Source organism: Olegusella massiliensis, assembly GCF_900078545.1.
In the GTDB taxonomy this organism is placed as follows: Bacteria; Actinomycetota; Coriobacteriia; order Coriobacteriales; family Atopobiaceae; genus Olegusella; species Olegusella massiliensis.
The window spans coordinates 1,451,062-1,463,199 of the sequence record NZ_FLLS01000002.1 but is presented as its reverse complement, the minus strand read 5'-3'; the positions used below and the strand labels follow the sequence as shown (position 1 = coordinate 1,463,199).

The following is a 12,138-nucleotide window of genomic DNA, read 5'->3' as shown; positions in this document are numbered from 1 at the left end:
GAAGCGTTCAAGTCCGAGTTTCCGTCCCCTCTCGGGGATCTAAGTCAATCAACTGTAGCGCGAGTGACCGAAAATAGCCGACCACGAACAAAACAGTTTCCGTCCCCTCTCGGGGATCTAAGTCAATCAACTGTGGAATTAGAAATATCACCACGAGATGTCGATTAACCATAGTTTCCGTCCCCTCTCGGGGATCTAAGTCAATCAACTAGTTGTAGGTTCACCGACAGTGAACGCGAAAAGTTGTTGTTTCCGTCCCCTCTCGGGGATCTAAGTCAATCAACCTGAAAAGATCGAAAAGACTTTTGGGGACCGTATCGACGAGTTTCCGTCCCCTCTCGGGGATCTAAGTCAATCAACAAGAGGCCATTGTTAGCACGGCCGCCATCGCTTGGGAAGTTTCCGTCCCCTCTCGGGGATCTAAGTCAATCAACTGAATCGCGCAAGTCGATACCAGAACTCTTTTTAAGTTTCCGTCCCCTCTCGGGGATCTAAGTCAATCAACTGGGCGCGATTATATCGCGGGTTGCCCTACGTGTGGGGCAAAGTTTCCGTCCCCTCTCGGGGATCTAAGTCAATCAACATCTACCTCGTATCATCACAGCTTTGGAAGCTTACACAGCTTGTTTCCGTCCCCTCTCGGGGATCTAAGTCAATCAACTATAGCTACCCGCACGGGTGCTCTAGCCTATTGGTTGTTTCCGTCCCCTCTCGGGGATCTAAGTCAATCAACGGTATAGAGTATAGACGAAATGTCAGTTAAACTGTAGGTTTTCAGGTTCATAGAAAAATTGCTATATAAAAATATTTTCTTCAAGTATCCATTCATTATAATCACCAAAAACTGTCAAGTTACAATGACCCGCAACCTCATATATTCTAACATTGTCATTAGGATTGAAGTGATTCTTTGATGACATAAGATTACGAATATGTGTAATTAGATCCTTCACTTGAGACTTAGTAATTTGCGCTTCAAACACCGATTTCTGAATTCTTGTTCCATAACCTTTTAGGAGCTTAACAAGCTGACGTCCCTTTTTAGGATCCGAAATATCAAAAAGAATGAGCACATAATATTTATTAGTTGAAGGTGATGCTCCTTGCTGTCTCCCGGGAGAACTATGTGACTCCTTACAAATGCTCACAGCCACTTATCTCCTATTTCCACACAAAAGGATGGTATTGATCAACATCGCAACACTCTATAGCTGCTACAACACTGGATATCTTCTTATCAAGCATTGCTTGAAAACCATAAGTTTTTCTATCTCCATAATCTGCAAGATAAACACGTGTCTGTGTAATAACATCAGAAATCTTATTGGTGAGTATTCTTGATGTATCTCGCGTCATATAAATTGAACCAGCATCATTAGTATAAAACCCATCGATTTCAACTTCTCCATTATTCACCAAGGAAAGCACTGTTTGATCCACCAGTGGTGCGCGATACTCCTCTATCAAATCAGATGCCAGCGCAATGTGCCCAGCATGCAGCTTATGCATGAAGGCAAAATATGGATGAAGGCCATGCCGTTCAATAGCACCAGCAATATTGCGATAAAGAAGCGTATAACCAAATGAAAGCATCGAATTAAACGCGTCTTTTGGCGGCCGTGAACTTCTTCCCTTGAAAGCAAATGCATCATTAGTCACAAGCTTTGAGAGACAAGAATAATAACACTTAGCGGCATTGCCCTCAAAACCCAAAGCCATATCTACACTGTCAGCAAGGTCTATCTGTTCGAGTGAATGTCTAATACCATTAAGTTCGTCATCATTGAACTTATATACACCATCCATTGAAGTAAGCAGCATCAAGCTGTTTTGAATCTTGGCAGAAATAATACGTTTGGACCACGCAAGGCAAAAATCTCTGTTATCTGTTAAATAAACTTGCCGCTTTTGCCTCACAGGATTGATATTCTGGGATGAACTGATATTGCCAAAATAACGCCCATCTTCCGAGTAATATCCTACCGAAATATTTTTCGATATGCATGCACGAATAAGGTGAGTTGAAAGTTGGGGCTGTCCGAACACACATATACCCTCAACAGACGCGATTGGGATAGCACGAGGCCTGTCCCCATCACTTGTTTTAATGGTTATTTGATTATCCACAAATCCGACTTGTGCGTTACTCTCCATTAAATAGAGATAGGGCACGATTCCTTACCTCCTCAGTTAGAGCCACTACTTCCGCAGCAATTCGAGAAGATCATCATTCCTTCTTCTAAACCACCCAGGTTTAATATCATTAAGCTCAAATAAGTAACGCATTACCTCATCTAACTTCATTCTTCCATCTTTTTCGAACGTGGCTTTATCAACTTTGGTTATCTCATGCGCTAAAGTATTTCTGCAGCCAGATTCAAAATCTCTGAGTCTGTCAAGCTTAACTGATGCCTTCTGATTTCCACAGTACTGCTTAAATAACTTAATCAAATGCCAACTTGCAAGATGGTTTGGAGAACCTTCATGTAAATCTCTGCCAATAACTTGATCTACTACTCTGTTTCTATGTACCTTTTCTAAATCAAGCTTATTGGTACCCGGGATAAGAAACTGCGATATATCAAAAGATTCTGCGAGTATTCTCTTCGCTGTTTCAAAGAGTGCAGGGGTCAACGACCGACAAAATTCAACATAATTTTGTTGTTCAAGGCGCACTTCCATAACCCGTAAATAGTTTACCAGCTTATTACCATCACATCGCAGGTTTATTTGTTCAACAAGATTTTTGAGATCTCCGTAAATGTTTTGCCCCTTGTTGAGCTGCTTTGCCAGTTTCAATGCAGCTGTATAGTCATAGCTTTTGATTAGTTCTGCGATATTAACTCTCAACAAGCGGTCTTTATGGTTGGGAAGTTGAGTTTCCTCTATACGACACGGGGCGCTGCCTTCATTATCGGGATTTAATTCCCATAATACTTCTAGTTCGTATGCATCAGGGTTTTCTCGATCTTCCTTCTTATTGCTATCTCTACGCGGAGTTGCAACCTGCAATAATTCCATGTCAAACTCTCCAATTGCTGAAAGAGCAACTAGTGCTTCTTCCATAGCAGGTGTACCTGAGGAGACGTTTGCAAGTATCATTTCGTCATCATGTTTTTTTGCTATCTCACGAAGGCATTTACGAAACTCCTCGATGTAAATGTCAAAGCGGTGCACTTCTTTATTATCAGATACGACCAATTTAATTTCAGGTATACGCTGCCCTGTTTTATCGCAAAGCAATTTTATTGCACGCGTATATCGTGCATCTTTTTCCTGGTATTTCATTATTTTTGGAGAAAGAAACAAGGTGATGTTATCAGGCTTATACCAACGCACAATATGTAACAGAGGGCCGTCACCAAGCAAGGTGATAGGATCTGCTGTTCCAACAGGTGAGAATAAATTTTTCATCGCTGTTCCTCAATACGTAGTTCACATTTACCCATAAGATATTTTTTACCATCAAATATCCCAAGTTTGAGAGTATGAGGAGCAACTCCAAGCTCAACATCTTCCCAATGACGAGGATCATTCTTTGCCTTTCTGAGGCGACCCTTACTATAAATAGCTTGAAATTGTTTTGGTTTAAATCCAGCTTTGTTCACCTGATGACTAAGCTCTTTGTTATGGAAAAAACTAGCAGATGTATCCAGTTTGGTCGGGAACTGGCTATAGAGCTCCTGTGAAACAGCCTTTAAGTATCTATTTTCGTCCTTGAATAATGCTGCTGCTATTGTTTTGCTATTAAACCCAATCCCACCGCCGAGATAGCAAGTCACTGATTTGCTATTCGCTCTTTTTTCTACCGCCTTATCCACATGCTTGTTGCAGTAATCAGTTCCATCCACAGCTCGATTTCTACATTGCTGACCCATAAAAGGACCATCTTGTATCACATAGCAACATCTTTTTGGTTTGTTATCTACAGTATGAATGCGATGGTCATCAGTTGTATCGAAGCTCATATCAAATTTGTCTAAATAGCGTTCGCGATAAAGGCTATTTTGACGCTCAAATAATGATAAGAGTCTATCGACGTCAAGCGATACTATAGGAATATATTCATTTATTCTGTCATCTATATTCAAAACAAAATTAATATCAGTACCTGGACGCAAACACTCACGATAGATATTTAGCTCATTTCCTGACCTATCGATGCGCCTTCCAATATTAGGTTTGTGCCAGCCACCATCCGTCTTTGCAAACTCATCATATTGCTTTACAAACACTAAGGAATCTAAACTTAGTGAATCAGAGTCAGATATCGAAATAAAGCGCATGATATCGCTTGTTGCATCATTCGTGACACTGCTACCAGATAACGAGTTGCGTAGTAATTTCCCCTCAATAATATTGCTAGCTATATTGGGGCATTCCCAATATATGGACTCAAGCTTTTTTCTATCACTTTCCAAAATTAAATTTGTAAGTAATGCCGTTCTCAACATACCTTTGACACTTGACCCAGGGATGTATGGCTGCCCCTCGGAATCTTTTACAAAGGATTGCACATCAATGGGGCGGGCGGGGAATCCCATATCAAGACAGTACTGTATAGATTTTTCCGCAGCAAACCGTAATGACTTATCGTTTCTCAGAAAGTCTTCGAGATTCAGCGCTGATTTAGTCTCAAGGAAATCACAGTATTCCTTCAATTGCCGCTCATTTAAGCAGCTAATAAAAGAAGGTACATCGAGGACTGCAATCCTGCCGTTGTGACGGAAATAATCTTTTTTGCCAATTCTATCTCCGTTACCAATATGCACGGGGCCCTTTGTTGTAAGAGTTAGTCGATAATTTTTCATGACCATGTACTACACCGCCAACCATAATGCACGAGCATAACGATAGACTGAATGAGCGCCTTCGGTGTTATTGACATCAAATACATCACCGCTAAATTTGCAACCAAATATTGAGCCAGCCGCAAAAACATAGAAGTCTCGTTTTTTCTGTTGAAGCAAATGGTGTGACGATGACTGAATAAATCCACCGCGTCTTACCAATTTATACTGAGCTTCATTAAGAAGTTCATCATCAAGTTCATCGTTTCGAGGTGCTGCCGAGGAAAGAAGAACAAATTTTTGCCCATCACAAATTTGCTCACTCACCGCGACAATTGGATCATCATCAATGAATCCATATTTGAAGCGTCCATAGCCACTGGAACGCTCTCCGCCAATGCCTGAATACTGCAAAGATTCTAACAACGGTGCCAAATCATAAGAACCTCTAATGATGAAGTAGATTCCCGCATTATTTGCAAATACGAAACTGCCCACATGGTAGGGATCCGCCTCTTTTTTATGCTCATATGTAAGATTTACCTTGGTCATTAGGCTATGGGAACCTATGCCTCGGTTGAACGTATCTATCTCTTGCAGTGCGTCAAGGCTACCTGTAAAAAAATCTTGATACTTTACAGCCGGAATATACGCAAGTTTCTTATGGGCTTTCTTTTCCCGAGAGTCATGGTTTTGTTGCTGTGTTCCGCTTTCTACAAAACTCACCATTGGTTTTGGTAAATATAGAGTTTTGCCAATATAGGGAAAAGCATCACTAATAGTAAGATTTCCGGAAGTGGCAGCAGTGAGCAACGAATCAGCACACCCCATTTTTAGTGCTTCTATATAAAGAGCACTAAAAATAGTTCCAGCATCGCAAACATATGAGGCATCTGATAAACGTCCCTTGCCAAAATGCACTGGTGCCTCGAAACTAAGCTTTACAATTTTTGTATCCATACACTAATCCAGCTTTAGCTCAGGAACGGGGAATGATGTATCACCTGTAACTACTTGTGCAGTAAGGTCTTTAATGGCTATCCTGCCATTACCACGTGTGCCTCCACCACCTAGATAATCGTTTTGTAAGAGTCTAAAAGCGATCGCAATATTGGCAAAGTCCTCTACAACTTGTTCGGGATATTCGGGATCTTCCACGTTGTAGATAATTTCCATGCCAAACTTTGTTCCTCTTACCACTCGCTCTATTTGACGTGGATTCGCGACACTTGTAAGACGATCTATTGTGTTTTCGAATTTAACTTCAAAAATACTGGATGGCCCGTCTTCCTTATTTACAAGAAAACAGTCTGAGAATTGCAGGCGCGACATTTGGATTCCCGTACCATCACTATTACTATCTTTTGCTGCCGATCCAAACAACCGCTTGATTTCAGCGCAATCATTTTCAAAGCCTGGCGTTCCCTTTGCTGGCACAGTATTTTTATCGCGCGCAAGTAATGAGCGTAATTTACCCTTGAGTGTAGAACCTGGAATAATTGGCATCCGACTAACTGGATCGCGTACTACAGGCGAATCGATTGCCCCAATTGCGCTGAACGAATCATCTCCACCAATATGTAGGCCAGTTTTTACTTCAATAATCCCTTGAATTTTAATCTTGGTATAACTCATAGCCGCTATTCCTTTCCACCATAAAATTTAAAATATGCAACTAAACTCTCCGCATAGCGGCAATAAAGAATGAACTGGTCATAATCTTTGATATAGTCGATCGCGGCCAAAAGAAATGTACCTTTGATAAAGTCTTTAACGACATCATCTCGACCGCACTCATACGCCATCTTAACCTTGAGGTGCTGTAAATCTGACAAATACTCCTTGAAGCTATCGCAGGTATTAATCTTTGAATAGATATTCGTAATCATTCCGTAGATACTTCGAAGCTTTGATGTGGTTAGCCTTGAATACTTAAGCGTCCCATTTGGCGCTATTTGATTTTCGGCAAAATCAGCAAAGTTCTTACTGTTGAGCGCATTACCATTTTTGCATTTCAGCAATATAATCGGATTTTTTTCTGTCATTACCTATCCTTTCTCACGAACGCTATATACATACCATTCCAATGCAACAAGCAAATACCGGCATTTTGTCTTGTCCATTGCTAAATCAAACAACTCACGACTGTTGTCTTTGCCATCAGCATAATCTTCAAAACTACGAGCTAATAGATAGGCAAGTCTTGGTAGTGAAATAGGATTTCGGATATCGCGCAGCAACGCTACAAGACTATAGATAAATGCTTTACCTTTTTCATTTGCGTCAAAGAACGTATGAATTTTTGCTTCTAAAGGAACTACTTCCTGAATGAATTCTTCCCAGCTGAAAACAGATTCTTGAGACCATAGTGCAATTGCATTTTTTGTTTTGCCATTATCTGGTTGCACGTATAGTTTTGCAGCATCCTCAAGTGCACCAGTTTCTTCAGCCATGCTTGCAATAGGATATTTTGCGTCGAACATGCCTATACCTGCACTTATGGTAAGTGTACCGTTGCCTGTAAACTCATCAAGCGCAGCATGAATATCCGTAGCGGCATGCATAATATCGCTCCAATTACCAATAATAAATAAATCATCACCACCCGAATAGATAATTTGTACTCGATAGTCCCCTCTTTTTAGAACCTCATTAATCTGGTATTTAAAAAAATAACTAAGTGCTCGACTCAAAGTAGATGTTCGACTAAGAGAAACTTTTTCATCTGGAAGTCCGTTGACGAAGGTTGCCCCCAGATTATCTACATCTGCCCTCAATACGCCAAGGCGCTTAATTCCTAGTTCCCCGTTTGTAGAATCACCATTTGAAAACGTAGCTCCATTGTTTGCATAATCGGCAATGCCCAATTCTTTGTTATATGGTGCCGTGTAGTCACCCATCCAAATATGCGTCGCATAATCAATCCCAGTATTCCAACTATTTTTTGTATAGACACGACGAACAGTTGGTTGCTTTTCTATATATTCATCCTTTGAGTACATACACAGTGAATAACCAAACGGTAGCGGTAGTGCAAATTTGTGTTCAGTGTTATCGTCAATGACTTTAGAGACAACAAAAACATCCTTCGCTATGAGTTGCGAAGAAATTCTCCCAAGCGCAAGACAGAGAGGGCATTTTCCATTCTCTATATCTAAATCAGAGCGATGACATTCAGTACACTCGCGACTGTGGTCACCTTTTCTATCCGAGAAATTAAGGCTTCGAATAGTAGATGCTGAATATCGTGATGCCTTCTGTGCAGAAAGCTTGCTAGAGAGATTTCGATATAGATTGCGATAACGTTCACTACTTTCGTCCTTATTGGCAAGATCGTCACCGCTACATTCAACCCATGCATTCGCTAGATAAAGATCAGTCCGATATTGCTTCAAAAACCACTCATTCAATTTTTCTTTGTATACTTGTAATGTTTTCTTTACCCTCAATGTGTTGGGCAGTAAAAGATAAGCATGCCCTCCACCTGTGTAAAGAAGATTGGCACGACTAAGCCCAAGACGCGCAAGTAACTCGTCCGTTATATGTTCAAGAAGCATCTCGAGATAGAGGCTTCTGGCACGTAACTGCTTTAAAGCACCAGACCCACTAATGGTATAAATAAAGTCCTGAATACCACTCATATCACAGGAATAGAGTAAAAACATTGGCTTAGAATAAAACGTCTTAGATGTCGCCTTATCAAAGAGCGCTGAGCGATAATTCTTGATGTTCTGTTCCGCAAGATATTCGAAAATACAACTTGAAATACCTGCCGTCGTTTTCAGATGATCGAATAAGGAAACATCTACAAGCTGTGACATTTTTGTAGAAGAAGGAATTTTATCAACAGTAGCCTCAAGCAAGTTGATGAGAGAATTCACTTGTCGCCAGCTAATATCTATGTGGATAAGATTTCGCTTAAGATCCTCACGGATTTTGTTGTAATCTTCATGCTCAATTGTATTATCGTCATGATGTCCATTAAGTATATTGAAAATTTTTCTAAGCTTTACAGCTCTATCAAAAACTGCACCTCCACTCTCTGAACCTTCTTCTTTACGATCCATACCAGCAGAAATATTGTCAGCGAAGTACGTTATATATGCCAAGGAATCGTCAGGGATTTTCGCTTTAACAAGCGCATCTGCATGATGGTAACGCACTTGCTCGATAATTTGCCTACCAAAAATACCATCGTAGTCTGTGTTCTGTGGTGCTATCTCATCTAAAAGGAAATCTGCGCCCAGTTTTGAATGGTTGCCTTGATTAGAGCCAGCTCGATATATAACTTTTCCAATATCATGCAAAAGAGCACCAAAAATCAACGGGATTCTCAGTTCATCAATCATCTGCTCATATGTTCCCAACTCACAGTCAAGAGATCTGCCTTCTATAGGCATTGCATGCCTCCCATTCCCATTGAAGTTTTGATTCCAATACCTGCATACTCACCAAATTTCAACAACATATTTGCAAGCCCAACAAGCATATATGGACCCCTGAAGCTCAGGGTTATAGTGCCGACAAAAGCGGGTATTCTTCTTCCGCCATCTGTGGCATGTGAAAAATATTGTGTGCGCAATTCATACGATGTGATACGAACATTCTTTTCAATGTAGGCCAGTGTCTCCGAATCGACCTCATGCCCACTTTCGTACACTTGGGTATAATGCATAAGCAAATTTTGGAATATCAGACGTACTGTAGGCATAATCACATATTCACCCCCACTTTTGAATGCCGTAGGAGTAACAAATCGCACCTTTATTTTTTTATTTTTAGCAGTATTAATGAGGTCTGTAATCTCTTTGGTTGTAATTGTTGAGACAGTCTTCTCAATGATTGGTAGTACTTCATTTGTACCACGAAGACACACTTCATCAAGCTTGACAACTGGATTGATAATCTGCTCAGATGCTTCGGTTGTAAGGGTCGAAATGTTCCAGTTGAGTACCTGATGTTGTCTATCAAGTTCACAGTAGATACTATACGGATTGAACGGTTGACTATGCAAAAAAGACGCATATGAAGAATCTATTTGCTCCATGAGAACACCTTGGAGAAAAGGTCCATACCCACTTGCTAATGGCGATCCTATCTTCACATTCTCTGGAAACTGCATAGCTAAGTGGAGTTTTGTGATGTTTTGCATTGCAGCCATTCCTCATCTCGGATTACAACTGTATATACAATCTAACTCTTTTATCAAATACAACCGTTGTAATTCTATTCAATATGTAACAATAATAGTGCACCAGGCATTCAAGTTAACTAGCCCACTAGGGAGAGTTAAATCTAGTGATAAATACCTGTCTAATTTTCAATGGATTTTAAAAAAACCCTAGGCCAACAAAGCAGCCTAGGGCAAATATAAAAATATATGTGAAGAAAAACTACTTGTGCAGAATCTGCTACTCAGCGTCAGCGAGTGCCTTCTTGGCGACCTCGGCGAGAGAAGCAAAAGCAGCCTCGTCCTCATAGGCAACCTGAGCAAGAACCTTGCGGTCCAGCTCGACGCCAGCAAGCTTCAGACCATGCATGAACTTGCTGTAGGAAAGATCATTCAGACGGGCAGCAGCATTGATGCGCTGAATCCACAAACCACGGATGTCACGCTTCTTGTTGCGGCGATCGCGGTATGCATATTGACCAGAGTGCTGAACCTGCTCTTTCATACCACGGAAGGTACGAGAACCAACACCGTAGTAACCCTTACTGCGCTCGACGAGCGTCTGACGCTTCTTGCGGCCTGCAACCGCGCGCTTGACACGTGCCATATTAATCAACTCCTAGCTGCGACAAAATAGTCGCTATCGTTTATACGCGGTTGCGCTTACTTGCCCATACGCTGGGAAACAACCTGAGCGTCAGCAGCAGAAAGCACTGCTTCTTTACGGAAGCCGCGGATACGTTTCTGAGATTTCTTGGTCAGGATGTGGCTCTTGAAAGCCTTTGCGCGCATAATTTTGCCAGTGCCGGTGCGGCGGAAACGCTTTGCCGACCCCTTGTGCGTCTTCATCTTGGGCATGTTGTTACTCCTTCTCTTCTAGCTCTGCCTCATCGGGCTTCGCATCAAATGCACCCTTAATCGGCGAAACGAGCATATGCATGTTGCGGCCCTCCATCTTGGGCTGCTGGTCGACCGTTGCTACGGACTTGAGATCCTCTGCAAGACGCTCGAGAACACGCAGGCCCTGCTCCGGATGAGCCATCTCGCGGCCACGGAACATGATGGTAATCTTTACGCGAGCTCCAGACTTAAGGAAGCGAATGACGTGCTTCTTTTTGGTCTCAAAGTCACCCACGTCGATTTTGGGGCGGAACTTCATTTCCTTGACTTCGACCTTGACCTGCTTCTTGCGTGCAGCCTTGGCCTTGCGGTCCTGCTCGTACTTATACTTGCTGTAGTCCATTACTCGACAAACAGGAGGTTCTGCACCAGGTGCAATCTCCACAAGGTCGAGGTGTTGCTCACGCGCAATACGCGTAGCATCTCTCACATCAAACAGACCAAGCTGCGCACCGTCAACTCCGATGAGTCGGCAGCTACGAGACGTGATTTCGCCGTTGACCCGAAGGTCGTCCTTCTTTGCCAGCGTCTCCACCTTCCCTTCTTAGGAGGGTCACTTTCCCCTCCAACAAAAAACTCCCGTCGCAAAGCATCCGGGAGACGTTTCCGCTACGCCTAGCAGAACAACATGGCTGGCATGTTTTTCGTCTGACCCGGCAGCAGCTCTCGCGCCACTCAGGTGGGGATATCCCGCAGGAAATCCCGCTTTGCGTTTGTAACCTTTAGTACTATAGCTCAGCTTTTTATAGCACACAAGAAGAACACGCGTTTTCCTAGCCTACTGCTACTTTGCAGAGGCTTTCCGTGACGTGGTTTTCTACGGACATGTTTAAACTAACATACGAGCTATCGCCTAATACGCGCATCACAGCTGGTTCAAGTTTCGAGCGCGGAAATCACAGCTGGTTCGAGGTTCGAAGTCGGCACGCATAAAACCGCAGGTCACATTTTCCCCTAATTCGAGAAACGAACCATCTTTCGGTACGCAGTTCGACAAATGAACCATCTAGCAAAATTGTGGCAGGCAAAGTTGTGGGCGCGCAGAGAAAAAGTATCCATTCAAGATGGCAACACAAAAAAACGAGCAGACCCTCAAGTCTGCTCGTCGTCCGTTCTATGGTGCCCGAGGTGAGACTCGAACTCACACTCTGTTGCCAGAAACGGATTTTGAGTCCGTCGCGTCTGCCAATTCCGCCACTCGGGCAAAGCAGGAAACACTATATCAGAAACTAAGCGTTTTGCTTGTCTCATAAAACAATTTTTTGCTTAGGACTGGTT

General features: G+C 42.3%; 12 protein-coding genes, 1 tRNA gene and 1 CRISPR repeat array (1 of these 14 only partly in view). All 13 genes read right to left on the bottom strand.

Going from position 1 to position 12,138, the window contains the following annotated elements:
- A CRISPR array of direct repeats spans positions 1-733; the repeat unit is 36 nt; unit sequence GTTTCCGTCCCCTCTCGGGGATCTAAGTCAATCAAC; it reaches 734 nt to the left of the window's first position.
- A gap of 61 nt (positions 734-794) precedes the next feature.
- The gene (gene cas2 / locus BN4314_RS06665) at positions 795-1,154 is read right to left on the bottom strand and encodes a CRISPR-associated endonuclease Cas2 (RefSeq protein ID WP_082911208.1); all 360 of its coding nucleotides are present in this window, start codon (positions 1,152-1,154) and stop codon (positions 795-797) included.
- 7 nt (positions 1,155-1,161) lie between these two features.
- Positions 1,162-2,172, bottom strand: coding sequence for a CRISPR-associated endonuclease Cas1 (gene cas1 / locus BN4314_RS06660; RefSeq protein ID WP_148424876.1), 1,011 nt, complete (start codon positions 2,170-2,172; stop codon positions 1,162-1,164).
- Between the two features lie 27 nt (positions 2,173-2,199).
- Entirely contained in the window at positions 2,200-3,414 is a 1,215-nt protein-coding gene (gene csm6 / locus BN4314_RS06655) for a type III-A CRISPR-associated CARF protein Csm6 (RefSeq protein WP_068540418.1), read from the bottom strand.
- On the bottom strand, positions 3,411-4,817 hold the full coding sequence (gene csm5 / locus BN4314_RS06650) for a type III-A CRISPR-associated RAMP protein Csm5 (RefSeq protein WP_068540415.1): 1,407 nt from the start codon (positions 4,815-4,817) through the stop codon (positions 3,411-3,413). The genes csm6 and csm5 overlap by 4 nt, the downstream gene beginning before the upstream one ends.
- Positions 4,818-4,820: 3 nt before the next feature.
- Complete coding sequence (gene csm4 / locus BN4314_RS06645) at positions 4,821-5,750, bottom strand: type III-A CRISPR-associated RAMP protein Csm4 (RefSeq protein ID WP_068540413.1); 930 nt, start codon at positions 5,748-5,750, stop codon at positions 4,821-4,823.
- 3 nt (positions 5,751-5,753) lie between these two features.
- Positions 5,754-6,425, bottom strand: coding sequence for a type III-A CRISPR-associated RAMP protein Csm3 (gene csm3 / locus BN4314_RS06640; RefSeq protein WP_068540410.1), 672 nt, complete (start codon positions 6,423-6,425; stop codon positions 5,754-5,756).
- Positions 6,426-6,430: 5 nt separating this feature from the next.
- The gene (gene csm2, locus BN4314_RS06635; protein ID WP_068540408.1) at positions 6,431-6,835 is read right to left on the bottom strand and encodes a type III-A CRISPR-associated protein Csm2; all 405 of its coding nucleotides are present in this window, start codon (positions 6,833-6,835) and stop codon (positions 6,431-6,433) included.
- A gap of 3 nt (positions 6,836-6,838) precedes the next feature.
- Positions 6,839-9,190, bottom strand: a complete 2,352-nt coding sequence (gene cas10, locus BN4314_RS06630) for a type III-A CRISPR-associated protein Cas10/Csm1 (RefSeq protein WP_082911207.1) — start codon at positions 9,188-9,190, stop codon at positions 6,839-6,841.
- The gene (gene cas6 / locus BN4314_RS06625) at positions 9,181-9,942 is read right to left on the bottom strand and encodes a CRISPR-associated endoribonuclease Cas6 (protein ID WP_068540406.1); all 762 of its coding nucleotides are present in this window, start codon (positions 9,940-9,942) and stop codon (positions 9,181-9,183) included. The genes cas10 and cas6 overlap by 10 nt, the downstream gene beginning before the upstream one ends.
- Before the next feature lie 259 nt (positions 9,943-10,201).
- Entirely contained in the window at positions 10,202-10,567 is a 366-nt protein-coding gene (rplT, locus tag BN4314_RS06620) for a 50S ribosomal protein L20 (protein ID WP_021735526.1), read from the bottom strand.
- 56 nt (positions 10,568-10,623) lie between these two features.
- Positions 10,624-10,818: a 50S ribosomal protein L35 gene (gene rpmI, locus BN4314_RS06615; protein ID WP_021735415.1), complete on the bottom strand. Its 195-nt coding sequence runs from the start codon at positions 10,816-10,818 to the stop codon at positions 10,624-10,626.
- Positions 10,819-10,822: 4 nt separating this feature from the next.
- The gene (gene infC / locus BN4314_RS06610; RefSeq protein ID WP_035098345.1) at positions 10,823-11,386 is read right to left on the bottom strand and encodes a translation initiation factor IF-3; all 564 of its coding nucleotides are present in this window, start codon (positions 11,384-11,386) and stop codon (positions 10,823-10,825) included.
- Positions 11,387-11,977: 591 nt separating this feature from the next.
- A tRNA-Leu gene (locus tag BN4314_RS06605) sits at positions 11,978-12,064 on the bottom strand.
- Positions 12,065-12,138 lie beyond the last annotated feature (74 nt).